The organism is Actinacidiphila sp. bgisy160 (assembly GCF_057707815.1).
Genome location: NZ_JBYIQW010000092.1, coordinates 1 through 13,221, shown reverse-complemented (window position 1 = coordinate 13,221; position 13,221 = coordinate 1). Strand labels below are relative to the sequence as shown.

Annotated in this window: 12 protein-coding genes and 3 pseudogenes; 6 read left to right on the top strand and 9 right to left on the bottom strand. The window is 70.1% G+C overall.

Annotated elements, in window-relative coordinates; translation table 11 throughout:
* Positions 1 to 198: 198 nt before the first annotated feature.
* Both AC3EUJ_RS36055 and AC3EUJ_RS36050 read left to right on the top strand, forming a co-directional pair.
* A complete protein-coding gene (locus AC3EUJ_RS36055; RefSeq protein WP_431969061.1) occupies positions 199 to 927 on the top strand; it encodes a hypothetical protein in 729 nt (242 codons plus the stop codon).
* Between the two features lie 143 nt (positions 928 to 1,070).
* A complete protein-coding gene (locus tag AC3EUJ_RS36050; protein WP_431969059.1) occupies positions 1,071 to 1,616 on the top strand; it encodes an EF-hand domain-containing protein in 546 nt (181 codons plus the stop codon).
* 79 nt (positions 1,617 to 1,695) lie between these two features.
* On the opposite strand, the gene gcl is transcribed toward AC3EUJ_RS36050, so the two are convergent.
* Positions 1,696 to 3,483, bottom strand: coding sequence for a glyoxylate carboligase (gcl, locus tag AC3EUJ_RS36045; protein WP_431969057.1), 1,788 nt, complete (start codon positions 3,481 to 3,483; stop codon positions 1,696 to 1,698).
* A gap of 231 nt (positions 3,484 to 3,714) precedes the next feature.
* On the opposite strand from gcl, the gene AC3EUJ_RS36040 reads away from it, so the two are divergent.
* A complete protein-coding gene (locus AC3EUJ_RS36040) occupies positions 3,715 to 4,482 on the top strand; it encodes an LppU/SCO3897 family protein (protein WP_431969055.1) in 768 nt (255 codons plus the stop codon).
* Between the two features lie 31 nt (positions 4,483 to 4,513).
* Here the strand turns inward: AC3EUJ_RS36040 and AC3EUJ_RS36035 are convergent, their stop codons facing one another.
* Together AC3EUJ_RS36035 and AC3EUJ_RS36030 are read right to left on the bottom strand one after the other, a co-directional pair.
* Positions 4,514 to 5,605, bottom strand: a complete 1,092-nt coding sequence (locus tag AC3EUJ_RS36035) for a ricin-type beta-trefoil lectin domain protein (RefSeq protein ID WP_431969053.1) — start codon at positions 5,603 to 5,605, stop codon at positions 4,514 to 4,516.
* Positions 5,606 to 5,828: 223 nt separating this feature from the next.
* Positions 5,829 to 6,353, bottom strand: a complete 525-nt coding sequence (locus AC3EUJ_RS36030; protein ID WP_431969051.1) for a hypothetical protein — start codon at positions 6,351 to 6,353, stop codon at positions 5,829 to 5,831.
* Between the two features lie 68 nt (positions 6,354 to 6,421).
* On the opposite strand from AC3EUJ_RS36030, the gene AC3EUJ_RS36025 reads away from it, so the two are divergent.
* Positions 6,422 to 6,943 carry an AAA family ATPase gene (locus AC3EUJ_RS36025; protein WP_431969049.1) on the top strand — a complete coding sequence of 174 codons (522 nt, stop codon included), beginning with the start codon at positions 6,422 to 6,424 and terminating at the stop codon, positions 6,941 to 6,943.
* Here the strand turns inward: AC3EUJ_RS36025 and AC3EUJ_RS36020 are convergent.
* From AC3EUJ_RS36020 to AC3EUJ_RS36005, 4 genes and pseudogenes are all read right to left on the bottom strand, one after another.
* Entirely contained in the window at positions 6,930 to 8,555 is a 1,626-nt protein-coding gene (locus AC3EUJ_RS36020; protein WP_431969047.1) for an AMP-binding protein, read from the bottom strand. The two genes, AC3EUJ_RS36025 and AC3EUJ_RS36020, sit on opposite strands and share 14 nt — an antisense overlap.
* A pseudogene (locus AC3EUJ_RS36015) lies at positions 8,552 to 8,800 on the bottom strand (AMP-binding enzyme); the annotation flags it as partial. The gene AC3EUJ_RS36020 and the pseudogene AC3EUJ_RS36015, both read right to left, overlap by 4 nt.
* A 96-nt stretch (positions 8,801 to 8,896) precedes the next feature.
* Positions 8,897 to 9,052: pseudogene (locus tag AC3EUJ_RS36010) on the bottom strand (transposase); the annotation flags it as partial.
* A gap of 15 nt (positions 9,053 to 9,067) precedes the next feature.
* Positions 9,068 to 9,250 (bottom strand): hypothetical protein, encoded by a 183-nt coding sequence (locus AC3EUJ_RS36005; RefSeq protein WP_431969045.1) that lies wholly within the window; start codon positions 9,248 to 9,250, stop codon positions 9,068 to 9,070.
* Between the two features lie 242 nt (positions 9,251 to 9,492).
* Here AC3EUJ_RS36005 and AC3EUJ_RS36000 point away from each other — a divergent pair, with 242 nt between their 5' ends.
* The gene (locus tag AC3EUJ_RS36000; protein WP_431969043.1) at positions 9,493 to 10,656 is read left to right on the top strand and encodes an ISAs1 family transposase; all 1,164 of its coding nucleotides are present in this window, start codon (positions 9,493 to 9,495) and stop codon (positions 10,654 to 10,656) included.
* Positions 10,657 to 10,702: 46 nt separating this feature from the next.
* Positions 10,703 to 10,957: pseudogene (locus AC3EUJ_RS35995) on the top strand (tyrosine-type recombinase/integrase); the annotation flags it as partial.
* 169 nt (positions 10,958 to 11,126) lie between these two features.
* Here the strand turns inward: AC3EUJ_RS35995 and AC3EUJ_RS35990 are convergent.
* Both AC3EUJ_RS35990 and AC3EUJ_RS35985 read right to left on the bottom strand, forming a co-directional pair.
* A complete protein-coding gene (locus AC3EUJ_RS35990; RefSeq protein WP_431969041.1) occupies positions 11,127 to 11,399 on the bottom strand; it encodes a hypothetical protein in 273 nt (90 codons plus the stop codon).
* Positions 11,400 to 13,221: RHS repeat-associated core domain-containing protein (locus AC3EUJ_RS35985; protein ID WP_431969039.1), on the bottom strand; the 1,822-nt coding region annotated here is incomplete at its 5' end. It abuts the gene before it with no gap.

Sequence of the window (13,221 nt, the reverse complement as noted above, 5' to 3'; positions counted from 1 at the left end):
GCCCCGAACCGGGCCCCGCCCGGGGACCCGTACCGCGACCGGGCCGGACGCGGCAGGGGTCCCCGGGCGGTGGTGTGCCGCCGCATGACCGGCGGCGGCAAGACGGGTGCACGACGGGCACCGCGTGCGGGACCATGGACGGCAGGACCGTCCCGGCGAGTACCGCCGCACCGCCGCACCGCCCAGGAGTCGCGAACCATGGCAGAGAGCGTGCCCGTGCGCTGTCCGGCCTGCCGCCGGGAGCACGCCTACACCGCGCCCGTCTTCCCCTGCGCCTGCGGCACGCCGCTGGCCCTGCCGATCCTGCGCGGCGGCATCCCGCTGCAGATCCGCCACCGGTCCTGGGACGACTCCTGGGTGGCCATGCGCTGCCCCGACTGCGGCCGCGACGAGCAGTGGCCGCAGCCCGAACTCGGCTGCGACTGCGGGGCGGTGGTCCGGCTGCCGGTGGACACCCGGGCCCTGTGGATGCCCGAACGGCGCCCCGTCCCCCCGGAGCGGCAGGCCGGCCCGGGGCCCTCGGCGCCGGCGCAGCGGCCGCCGTTCCGGCCGGTGACCATCCGTACCGCGCGGGACGCGGTCACCGCCGCCGCCCAGTACCTGAAGTGGCTCGGCTTCGCGGGCGTACGCACGCCGGGGGACCACTCGGCCAACGGCATCGACCTGCGCGGCGACGGAGTCGTGGCCCAGGTCGACCCGACGACGCGGCCGACGCCGCTGCGGGACGTCGAGACCCTCTGGCTCAACTGCCTCAACGAGGACTCCACCGGCGCCTTCTTCTCCCTGGCGGGCTACGCCCACGACGCCCGGCAACGCGCGGACCGGCTGGGGGTGCCGCTGTTCGTCATGGACCTCACCGGCACGCCGCAGCCGGTCAACGACGCCGCCGACGTCCTGATCAGGACCGGCCCGCACGCCACGCCCTGAGCCGGGTCCGCCGGGCGCGGCGGGGGGCTCAGCCCAATCCTTCACCCACCGTGGTCACTCGGGTCGCGCGAGCGCCGCTCCCGGGGGAGTATCGAGAGGTTCCCCTCCGTACGGCACCCCAGGACTACGTCAAGGACGCAGCGATGTCTACGGCCCTACTGAAGCGCAAGCTCGACAAATCCTTCCGCCGTCTGGACACGGACGGCAACGGATATGCCGAGCGCGCCGACTTCCAGGACGTCGGCGCGCGGCTGATCCACGGATTCGGCATGTCCCCCACCTCGCCGAAGGGCAAGGCGGTGGCGGTGCGGCTGGACGCCGTCTGGGCGGAACTGGCGGCCTACGCCGACCGGGACCGCGACGGGCGGCTGTCCTCCGCGGAGTACCACCACGGGATGACCAAGGCCTTCATCGAGGGGCCCGCCTTCGACCCGGTCTTCCACCCCGCGGCCGAGGCCGTCGCCCTTCTGTGCGACACCGACGGCGACGGCCACGTCGTGCGCGGGGAGTTCGAGGTCCTGCAACGGGCCTTCAACACGCCCGCCGCCGAAATCGCCGCCGCCTTCAACCGCATCGACACCGACGGCGACGGCTGTGTGAGCACGGCCGAACTGGTCGCGGCCATCCGCGCCTACTACATCGGCACCGACCCCGAGGCCCCCGGCAACTGGCTGTTCGGACCGCTGTGAGTGACGGTCGTGCATGGAGTCCGGCCGCCGCGCCCGGAGGTCAGGGCGGGGCGGCCGGTGGCGGCGGTCGAGCCCGGGCTCAGGAGCTCGTCAGCGGGATGATCTCGGTGGGAGCGTGGCCGGGTTCGGTGGCCAACTCCTCGAACTCCACGACGTCGCCGATGTCGTTGGTGACGCTCATGGCGATGTCGGTGACCCGCTCCAGGATCACCTCGACGACGACCGGCACCCGGTACTCGGCGGCGAGCTTCTTCGCCTGCTCGAAGGCGGCACCGAGCCCGGCCGGCTCGGTGACCCGGATCGCCTTGCAGCCCAGTCCCTCGGCGACCTTGACGTGGTCGACGCCGTAGACGCCGAGCTCGGGCGAGTTGACGTTCTCGAACTCCAGGTTGACCTCGAAGTCGATGTCGAACGCCCGCTGGGCCTGCCGGATCAGGCCCAGGTAGGCGTTGTTCACCAGGACGTGGACGTAGGGGATCCGGTGCTGCGCGCCGACCGCGAGCTCCTCGATCATGAACTGGAAGTCGTAGTCGCCCGAAAGGGCCACCACCGGCGCCCCCGGGTCGGCCTTCGCCACGCCCAGGGCGGCCGGCACGGTCCAGCCGAGAGGGCCGGCCTGGCCGCAGTTGATCCAGTGGCGCGGCCGGTAGACGTGCAGCATCTGCGCGCCCGCGATCTGGGAGAGGCCGATCGTGGTGACGTAGCGGGTGTCGGGGCCGAAGGCGCGGTTCATCTCCTCGTACACGCGCTGCGGCTTGATCGGGATGTCGTCGAAGTGCGTACGGCGGTGCAGGGTCGCCTTGCGCTCCCGGGCGGAGGCGGCCCAGCCGGAGCGGTCCGGCAGTTCGCCGGCGGCCTTCAGCTCCCGGGCCACCTCGACGAACAGGTCGAGCGCGGCGCCGGCGTCGGAGGTGATGCCGTAGTCGGGGGCGAAGATCTTGCCGATCTGGGTGGGTTCGATGTCGACGTGGACGAAGGTGCGGCCCTTGGTGTAGACGTCGATCCGGCCGGTGTGGCGGTTGGCCCAGCGGTTGCCGATGCCGAGGACGAAGTCCGACTCCAGGAAGGTCGCGTTGCCGTAGCGGTGCGAGGTCTGCAGACCGACCATGCCCGCGTTGAGGTCGTGGTCGTCCGGGATGGCGCCCCAGCCCATCAGGGTCGGCACCACCGGGGTGCCGGTCAGTTCGGCGAACTCCACCAGCGGACCGGCCGCGTCGGCGTTGATCACCCCGCCGCCCGCGACGATCAGCGGCCGCTCGGCGGCGGCCATCATGGCGAGCGCCTTCTCGATCTGGCGGCGGGTGGCGGCGGGTCTCCAGACCGGCAGCGGCTCGTACGTCTCGGGGTCGAACTCGATCTCGGTGAGCTGGACGTCGACCGGCAGGTCGATCAGGACCGGGCCGGGGCGGCCGGAGCGCATCAGGTGGAACGCCTTCTGGAAGACGCCGGGGACCTGGGCCGCCTCCAGGACGGTGGTGGCCGCCTTCGTCACGGGCGCGGCGATGGCCGCGATGTCCACGGCCTGGAAGTCCTCCTTGTGGATCACCGCGGTGGGCGCCTGCCCGGTGATGCAGAGGATCGGGATCGAGTCGCCGGTCGCCGAGTAGAGGCCGGTGATCATGTCGGTGCCCGCGGGTCCCGACGTGCCGATGCAGACACCGATGTTGCCGGGGGCGGTACGCGTGTAGCCCTCGGCCATGTGGGAGGCGCCCTCCACGTGCCGGGCGAGCGTGTGCTGGATGCCGCCGGAGGCCTTGAGGGCCGCGTAGAAGGGGTTGATCGCGGCGCCGGGCACGCCGAACGCGGTGTCCACGCCCTCGCGCTTGAGGATCTCCACTGCCGCTCGGGCGGCGGTCATTCGAGGCATTCGGTCACTCCTGCGTCGTCCTGCGGTCCAGGTTGTCGCGCCCGGTGCATTCCACATTGCGAAATTATTCTTTTGTCATGCGGAACTACTGTGAACATAGGCCGCCCCGGCACGCGGGTCAAGAAGGGGACGCGAAAGCCGTCCGGCAATGGGGTCGATCGATGTCGGTACCAACCAGTAGGGTTCCGCTCGCCCTTCACACCGGATTCACACGGACCCCAGGTGATCTCCTTGACCACGCCGACGCCGTCGCCCGCGCAGCCCCAGCCGCCCGCCCAGCGCCAACTCGGGCCGCAGGCACAGTCACTGGCACAACCACGGACAGCGCCCCCGGCCGCCCGGCCGAGACCGCTGCCGCCCTTCGGCCAGGAGGTGCCCGGCTACGGACGCTCCTGCCTGTTCTGCGGCTCGGTGCCGGCGGTCGAGGCGACCGTCCGCGGTCACCAGGGCATGGTGGTGATGATGCGCTTCCTGAAGGTCAGGGCACCGTTCTGCCGGCGCTGCGGCATCGCCAAGCACCGCGAGATGGTCTCCGACAGCCTGATCGCGGGCTGGTGGAGTCCCACTTCGCTGCTGTTGAACCCGCTCACCCTGCTGGTGAACCTGTTCCAGCGGTGGAAGATCAGCCGCCTGCCCGAGCCGGTCCCCGGCGCCCCCGGCACGCCCGCCGACCCCGGCCGGCCGGTCCTGCTCCGACCCACCGCCCTGGGCCTGCTGATACCGGTCATCCTCATCGGCGGCGGCTGGCTGGCGCTCCACAACGACCCCGAGTACGCCGAGGTCGGCGACTGCGTCCACAGCAGCGGGAACACCCTCTTCCCGGACGTGTCCGTCGTCGACTGCGGTTCGGCGAAGGCCCAGTACGAGGTCGTCGGCCGCTTCGACGACACCACCGACACCGGCCGGTGCGCCACCTACCCGCGCACGGTGGCCGCGTTCCGGGCGGAACGCGGCTCGACCAAGTACGTCCTGTGCCTGGCGCGGAACGACAACGCCTGACCGCCGCCCGCGCGAACCGCAGGGCCGGCTGTCAGCCGCGGCTCCACTTCTGGTTGTCCTGACCGCTGCAGCTCCACAACCGCAGCCTGGTGCCGTTGACCCCCGGCGAGTCCTCCGCCTCGACGCACTTGTCGGCCTGGACGTTGACCAGGTCGTGAGCGGCGTTGAGGCGGAACTGCTGGGCCCCGGTGCCGTTGCAGTCGACCAGCTGGACGGCCGCGCCGTCGTCCCGCGAACCGTTCGCGACGTCCATGCACTGGCCCCGGGAACGGATGCTGCCGTCCGGCCCGATCTGCCAGGACTGCGCGGCGCTGCCCGTGCAGTCCCACAGCTGCAGCGGTTCGCCCCACGGGGGGCTGCCGTCGATGCAGCGGCCCGAGTCGTGGCTCCGGATCGCCGTGCCGGGCGCAGCGGCGGAATGCGAAGGGCCGGCGGCGGGCGCTTGCGCCGAAGCGCCGCTCGTGGCGCCGGAGGTGGCCTTGCCCCCGCTCGCGCTCGCGGTCCCGGCCGGTTTTTCCGGGGAACCGGATTCCGGCGAGCGCCGCGCAGTGCCCCCCGGGGACGGCGACCCACTGCCGGAGGGGCGCGCCGTGGCCAGGCCGGTCCCGGGCGCCTCGTCGGCCGGGCTCGCGTCGGCGAGGGTCACGGCCGCCGGGCCGCGGTCCTCCTCGCCCGAACCCCGCACGAGGAACGGCACGCAGACGAGCATGCCGACCGCGAGACCCACGCCCACGAGCAGGAGGGGCCGGGACCACCCGCGCCCCTTCGCGGCGGGCGCCCGCGGCGCCGGCGCCGCAGCCGTCGCCGGTGACGGTGACGGCTCCTCATCGGAACCGGACGTCGAGCGGGACGCGAAGACCAGCCCGGCCGCGAAGCCGTCCGCATAGGCGGATTCCGGCTCGGTGGCCTCCTCGGGCCGCTCGGGAAGGGCGGCGGCCTGCCTGGCCCGCAACGTCGGGGCGTCGCCGCCCGCCCAGTCCGTGGGCGTCCGGCTGGTGGCGGCGGCAGCGTCGGCGATCGCGGACGTCCTCCGGGTCCGCCGGGGCAGCACCGTACCGGCGGGGGACGGCCCCACCGGGGCCTCGTCGGGCGCCGGCGCCGGCTCGTCGGGAGAAGCCGTCATGAATCCTTCCAAACCCAAGATGTAGCGAAAGCCGCCCCGCCGCGTGGACCGGGGCGCGGGCACACGCCCCCGGGGCATCCGTGTTGCGCCGCCGCCCCGGAACAGGGCTTTCGCGGCAGCGCAGCACGCACCCTAGCAACCGCTCCCCGCCGGGACGACGCGCGCGTCGACAACCCGGCAACCCCCGGCTGAACGGCGGGTGTCGTGGAGGTGACGGTCTCCCTCAGGGCGTGCGGCGGTGGGGCTCCCAGGTGCGGCGGAGGTCGTTCCACAAGTAGCGGGTGCCGGCGCCCTCGGCGCCGCCCGTCGTGGCCCAGACACCCTGCGGGTGGTCGCCGAGGGTCTCGGTCCAGGCGATCTCCAGGCCCGCCACCTCCGGGTGGCGCAGGTCGAGCCGCTGGAACTGGGCGACCGCCTCGACCGGCAGCAACGGGTGCACCTGCACCCGGGTGCGGGAGCCCTCGTCCTCCAGCCGCAGCACCCCGCCGCCCTCGCGCCGGACCGAACCGAGCTTCTGCACCGCCGCGATGAAGGCGGCAGCCGTCCGTTCCTCCTCGGTGGTGCCGCGCCGCCGCCACAAGCCCCGGCCGCCCATGCGTGCCGCGGTGATCTCGCCGAGCTTGGTCCCCACCGCCTGCATGAACGAGCTGAGCAGGACCACCCCGCCCGCCCCGACCACGGCGGACACCAGCTCCGGGATCGCGGACTGGTCACCGCCCACCGGCCGCCCGTCCTCCCAGTGCGCCATCCCCGTCGCCCCCATCTCCCGTACGTGTCCGATGTGTTGCCAGGGTAACGGCGGCTAGGGTGGCGCGCGTGATCATCTGGCTGAACGGCACCTTCGGCGCGGGCAAGACCACGACGTGCTCGCACCTGATGCGACTCGTTCCCGGAGCGCACGTCTTCGACACCGAGCACGTCGGGTTCATGCTGCGGCACGCGCTCCAGGAGGCCTTGCCCGTGCGGGACTTCCAGGAGTGGCCGCCGTGGCGGGCGCTCACCGTGGCGTCGCTCGCGCAGGTGCACGGCCACCTCGGCGGGACGCTGATCGTGCCCCAGACCGTGCTGGTGGAGGAGTACTGGCGGGAGATCGAGGAGGGGCTGGAGCGGGCCGGCCTGCCCGTGCGGCACTTCCTGCTGCACACCGACCGGGCCACCCTCACCCGCAGGATCGAGCAGGACACGGTGGAGACCGGCGCCCGGCAGTGGCGACTGGACCACCTGGAGGAGTACGCGAAGGCCCTGCCCTGGCTCCGGGCGGCCGCGACGGTTCTCGACACGACCGCCGCGCCGCCGCAGGAGGTGGCGCGGCGGGTCGCGGACCTCACGCGGGCCTGAAGGACTCCCGCAGTTCGACCTTGCGGACCTTGCCGCTGACGGTCATCGGGAAGGCATCCATCAGCCGCAGGTGGCGAGGGACCTTGTAGTGGGCGAGCCGGCCGCGGCAGAACTCGCCGAGCTCCTCCACGGTCAGCGATGCCGCCGGGTCCTTGAGGACGACGCAGGCCAGGATCTCCTCGCCGTACCGCTCATCGGGGACGCCGACCACCTGGACGTCCGCGATCTTCGGGTGGGCGTAGAGGAACTCCTCGATCTCGCGCGGGTAGACGTTCTCTCCGCCGCGGATGATCATGTCCTTGATGCGGCCGACGATCTGCAGGTAGCCGTCCTCCCGCATCACGGCCAGGTCACCGGTGTGCATCCAGCGGCCGGCGTCGATCGCCTCGGCGGTCCTCTCCGGCTCGTCCCAGTAGCCCAGCATCACCGAGTAGCCGCGGGTGCACAGTTCACCGGCCGTGCCGCGCGGCACCGTGACGCCGTCCGGGCCGACGACCTTGACCTCGACGTGCGGCAGCACCCGCCCGACGGTGCCAGTGCGGCGCTCCAGATCGTCGTCCCGGCGGGTCTGCGTGGAGACCGGGGAGGTCTCGGTCATGCCGTAGCAGATGGACACCTCGGCCATGTTCATCTCGGCGACCACCCGCTTCATCACCTCGACCGGGCAGGGCGAACCGGCCATGATGCCGGTACGCAGCGAGGAGAGGTCGTACGTCGCGAAGTCCGGCAGGTTGAGCTCGGCGATGAACATCGTCGGCACCCCGTAGAGCGAGGTGCAGCGCTCCTGCTCGACCGCTCGCAGCGTCGCCGCCGGGTCGAAGCCGGGTGCCGGGATGACGATGCAGGCGCCGTGCGAGGTGGCGCCCAGATTTCCCATGACCATGCCGAAGCAGTGATAGAACGGCACCGGCAGGCAGACCCGGTCCTGCTCGCTGTAGCCCACCAGCTCGCCCACGAAGTAGCCGTTGTTGAGGATGTTGTGGTGGGAGAGGGTCGCGCCCTTGGGGAAGCCGGTGGTGCCGGAGGTGTACTGGATGTTGACCGGGTCGTCGCAGGACAGCTCCGCCGCGCGCTCGGCGAGCTGCCCGTGGGGGACGTTGGACCCCGCCTCGATGAGGGCGTCCCATGTGGGGTCGCCGATGTACACGACCTCGGTGAGCGAGCGGCACTCGTCGCGCACCTGCTCCACCATGGCCCGGTAGTCGCTGGACTTGAAGGCGGTGGAGGCGACCAGCACCTCGATGCCGGCCTGGCCCAGCACGAACGCCAGCTCGTGGACACGGTAGGCCGGGTTGATGTTGACCATGATCGCGCCGATCCGGGCGGTGGCGTACTGGACGAGCACCCACTCGGGGCAGTTGACGGCCCAGATGCCCACCCGGTCACCCTTGCCCACGCCCTTGGCGAGCAGGCCGCGGGCCACGTCGTCGACGGCGGCGCCGAGCTGCGCGTAGGTCCAGCGGCGGCCGCTGGGCACGTCGACCAGCGCGTCGCGGTCCGGCCAGGCGGCGACGGCCCGGTCCAGGTTGCGGCCGATGGTGTCGCCGAGCAGCGCGGTGGTACCGGTGCCGCTCGCGTAGGACGGCTCGACGGGACTCGCGGGGGTGCTCACCTGTGGTCCTCCTCGCGGTACTCGGTGCCGACGGCACCCTCGGCGGTGCGCTGCCGCAGCTCGATGCGGCGGATCTTGCCGGACACGGTCTTGGGCAGCTCGGCGAACTCGATGCGCCGCACCCGCTTGTACGGGGCGAGCACGGCCCGCGAGTGCGCGAAGAGCGTTGCGGCGGTCTGCGGGCCCGGCTCCCAGCCCTCGGCGAGGACGACGTACGCCTTGGGCACGGCCAGCCGCAGCGGGTCGACCAGCCCCCGGATCTCCAGAGGGGGCAAAGTGATGCCGTTCTCCACGACCGGGGTTCCCGGCACGTCCACCAGCGCCTCCATCAACTCTCCCCAAAAGCCCGTGCGGAGCCACCGTCGCCACACGCTCGACAGGTTGCCCGGCGGAGACGGCAGGGAACTCCATGCACACCCTGCGCGGGCCTTGTGAAGCACTGCATCAAGTGTGACCCGGGGGTCCCGGCTGCGTCGACCTTTGCGCACCGTGAACAGCGGCTCGACCTTGGCCTATGCCTCGTCGGTGAGCAGCGGCACCGCTCTGTCACGGTCCCGGAACCACTCACTGATCCCGTCATCGGCACGGGTCTTGCGTGGGACATCACCCAGGATTACCACTTGGAGTTCCAGCAGGTCGAACGCTTGCTGACGTGCGGTCATCTCGTGCAGCCGTTCGCGCGCAAGCTCCGTCAAGCCCTCCAGATACCGCCACCGCTGCTGGAAGAGTTCGGCTTCCCGCTGCCACCGTCGGGTGTCCTCCCAGGGGCCGTTGCATGATCGCGATTCGTCCGGAACATCATGCTGGTCCGGTCTGGGGTGGACGTCCTGGTTCGGGCAGGAGGCAAACGCAGTGCAGGCACGGTCTCGGTGATCATGTGAGTGTCGAAGTCCCATGAACACCTGGCGAGTCCGTGCCTGCTCCTGCATCTTCCCTCATGCCCACCGCGCTGGACCAACTGGGCCGGGCTGCCGCGCCGGTCCCGCTGGCGGACGCGGTCGCGCTGTCCGGCTTCCTGGATCTGGTGCCCGATCCGCGAGGCGTCCGTGGCCGCCGCTACCGACTGTCCGCCCTGGTCACCGCGGCCGCGGCGGGTGTCCTGGCCGGCGCCCGCTCGCTCACCGCGATCACGGAATGGATCAGCGACCTCCCCGCGTGGGCCTGCCGGGCTCTCGGCTTCCCCACCGACCCGCTCTCCGGCACCGTGTCCGTCCCGCACCCACACACCCTGCGCCGTCTCCTCGTCCAGCTCGACGGTGACGCCCTGGACCAGGCAATCGGCGCCTTCCTCAGTGCCCGCGCCGCCCCAGCCGGCCCCGGACTGCGGGCGATCGCTGTTGACGGCAAAGCCCTGCGTGGCTCGCGCACCGCCACCGCCAAGCACGTCACCCAGCTTGCCGCGATGGACCACATCGGTCACGTCCTGGCCCAGCGTCAGGTCGCCGACAAGAGCAACGAGATCCCCGCCTTCCGGCCCCTGCTGGACAGCGTCGACCTGACCGGTACGGTCATCACCGCCGACGCGCTGCTCACCCAGCACGCTCACGGCACCTACCTCCGCGAGTGTGGTGCCCACTACATCGCCCAGGTCAAGGCCAACCATCCCGGGCTATTCGACCGCGTCCGCCGTCTGCCCTGGCGCGAGATCACGCTCGACCACTACGACCGCACCCGGGCCCACCACCGCCTGGAGATCCGGCGGCTGAAGACCGCCGCCTTCGCCCACCTCGACTACCCCGACGCCCGCCAGGCCCTTCAAGTCGTGCGCTGGAGGAAGGACTTCACGAGCGGCAAGCTCACCATCGAGCGCGTCTACCTGATCACCAGTCTGCCGCCCGGCGCGGTTACCGGCGCCCAGATCGCGGACTGGATCAGAGGCCACTGGAAGATCGAAAATCTTCTCCACCACGTCCGTGACCGCACGTTCCGCGAGGACGACTCCAAGATCCATGTCGGCCATCTCCCGCGCATCATGGCCGGCCTGCGCAACCTCGCCATCGGTGTCCACCGTCAGGACGGCCACACCAACATCGCCGCCGCCCTACGTCACACCGCCCGCGACTGGCGAAGGCCCCTGGCCGCCCTCGGCATCACCGGATGAATCCGGACAGACCTCGATCATGCAAGGGACCCTGTCGACCGATCGACCCCCCAACCTCACCCGCGCCTTCACCACGCTCCTCCGCAAGGCCGGCCTCCGCCGCATCCGCTTCCACGACCTCAGGCACACCGCCGCAACACTCCTCCTGGAACAGGGCGTCGAACTCGTCGTCATCAAGGAGCTCCTCGGACACGCCCACATCGGCGTCACCGCCGCCGTCTACGCCCACGTCCGCCCCCGCCTCCAGCAAGCCGCCATCAACACCCTCACCGACGCCCTCAAGACCGACGCCAGTTCGTAGCACTGCGTGCCTTCAGGAATGCCGACGGCCCCACGAGCTGCCTCGTGGGGCCGTCTGCGTCCGGCTGCGTTGCCGTCAGCGTCGCCGTCAAAAGATCACAGGTGGGTCCCTCGGCCCAGAACCGAGAGACCCACCCACTCTTCCACCAAATCTGCCTCTTCGAATTTGGCTACTGCACGAGTAGCCTCATTCGCCTCGCGATATCAGCCGCCTTCAGGCGAACCTGGTCATCGTTCAGTAGGTCCGGCATACCGATGCCGGCTGAATCGTAGTCATGCGCGACATAAAAGAGATCTGTCGCCGCCTGATAGTGCTCGGGAGACGGATACGGACCGCCATACCCCTTGTACAGGGGGAGGCAAACAAGGGAGAACTCTGAAGGGGAGATCCTCCCTTCGGAAACAGCCTCCGCGAGTACCAGGAAGGGCTCCAACGTGGCCATCTATAGCTTCCCTTGCATGGTCAGGTACCAGAACTGGTCTGAATTCACATCCGATTTCCACGCCCCAAGCATCTCGCCCGACTCGATATCCACCGAGACGTGGCGTCCAGTGTTGAGATCCACGTAGTGTCGGGCAGGCGTCCCACGATAAGTCCCCGATATCTGGACGTTCCCCGGATGCTTGACAAAATCCTGCAAGGCGTTCACGAATGCCTGCTTGCTCGCCTTGCTCTCCTTTGCAGTAACCCCGAAGTCAGCGGCATGCTTGAAATGATGAGGCACCCTGTTCGAATCGATCCAAACGGATCCACACCCCGGCCCACTATTGTGAACGAGGATCGGCGTGGCCCCTGCCAGTACATAGTACGTGTGCAAGTCAGCGACTGTGAGGTTGTACATGTGGGCCACGCCATACCGGAGGGCTACTCCAGCGAGCAGAACACGGTGATCACCTGCGGTGCTGAGCAGGTGGCCTGTTTCGAGTTGACCGGCTTCAGTCCAGGTGTGGGCAGTGGCGTCCCAGAAGGGGTGGTTGGCTGTCGCGTGGATTGTGCTGATCTTGCCGCTCTTGTCCTGAACCCTGAGGTCTACCAGGTCATCGTCCTTGTGCACGAGCGTTGCAGCAACGTTGCGCGGGCCCTGATGTTTACCGGTTTCCGGGTCGGCAGCTTCGACCTCGTCGCCGAGCTTGATCTTCGCGATGGGCTTTGTGGTGCCATCGCCCATAAGGACCAAGGTATCTGGGCTGAAACTCCGGAAGCAGACGGTTGGCGAGTGAGCTGCTGCCTTTGTCTCCTTGGCGAGGAGTTTTGAAGCGAGAGCTGTCGCGCCCTTCTCTAGCGCCACACCGGCTCCGTAGCCGGTTACGGCGTATGCGGCACTTGTAGCGCCGCCGGTTACTTCGGCTTTGAGATATCCGGCGTCGCTGTGGTCTGCGTTGGGATCGAGGTAGTTTCCGACCCATGAGCTGGCCAGGCCGCCGAGGGCAGCACAGCCAGCAGCGAGAGCGAGGCCGGTGCCACCAGTTGCTACACCAGCGGCGGCAACTCCTACACCACAGCCAGCATCGACAACGATCTCGGTGGCGAAGGTAACGACTTCGATGTGGTCTTGCGCCCAGCCCTTTGCCTTGCACTGCCAGTTGCAGTTCTGCGACACGGTGCTGGTGATAGTTACTGAGACGGTTCCGCCGCCCGAGGTGCCGTTGGGGTTGACGTTGCCTCCGTTGTACATACCACCGGTGCTTGGGCCGTGGGGCTTGCCGTCCGCGCTGCAGAAGGGCGGGCAGTGGCCGGCGTTGGCGTCCGGGTCCGCGGGCAGGCAGGCACCTGCACTTGGACCACAGCCGTAGTCCATGCCGGAGGGGTCTGTGAGGGTGACGGGGTTGTTGGCGCTGTAGGCGTAGCCGTTGAGGCTGAGGGGGCGGGCGATGTCGAGGATGGGGTCTGCGGAGATGAAGCGGCCGGTGTCGGGGTCGTATTCGCGGGCGCCGAGGTGGGTGAGGCCGGTGGTGGTGTCGTCGGTGCCGCCGAGGTAGCCGCGGTGGGAGCGCCAGTTGCTGTCTTCGGTACGGGGGACGCCGAAGGGGTCGCTCTTTTGGCGTTGCATGGCCTGCCCGGTGGACAGTGCGATGGTGGCGGTGGCGGTGCCGTGGTGGTCGGTGACCATCGCGGTCAGCGCGGGGTCGCCGGTTCCGCGGGTGATGGCGCGCATCACGGTGGGTGCGCCGGCCTGGCTGTAGTAGCGCTGGCAGGAGGCGACGGCACCGGTGGTGTCGGTGGTCAGTTCGGTGTCGGGCAGGTGGAGGGTGTGGGTGCTGGCT

Coding starts and splice junctions, on each gene's coding strand:
- AC3EUJ_RS36055 (WP_431969061.1), top strand. CDS start 199: ATGGCAGAGAGCGTGCCCGTGCGCTGTCCGGCCTGCCGCCGGGAGCAC.
- AC3EUJ_RS36050 (WP_431969059.1), top strand. CDS start 1,071: ATGTCTACGGCCCTACTGAAGCGCAAGCTCGACAAATCCTTCCGCCGT.
- gcl (WP_431969057.1), bottom strand. CDS start 3,483: ATGCCTCGAATGACCGCCGCCCGAGCGGCAGTGGAGATCCTCAAGCGC.
- AC3EUJ_RS36035 (WP_431969053.1), bottom strand. CDS start 5,605: ATGACGGCTTCTCCCGACGAGCCGGCGCCGGCGCCCGACGAGGCCCCG.
- AC3EUJ_RS36030 (WP_431969051.1), bottom strand. CDS start 6,353: ATGGCGCACTGGGAGGACGGGCGGCCGGTGGGCGGTGACCAGTCCGCG.
- AC3EUJ_RS36000 (WP_431969043.1), top strand. CDS start 9,493: ATGCCCACCGCGCTGGACCAACTGGGCCGGGCTGCCGCGCCGGTCCCG.
- AC3EUJ_RS35990 (WP_431969041.1), bottom strand. CDS start 11,399: ATGGCCACGTTGGAGCCCTTCCTGGTACTCGCGGAGGCTGTTTCCGAA.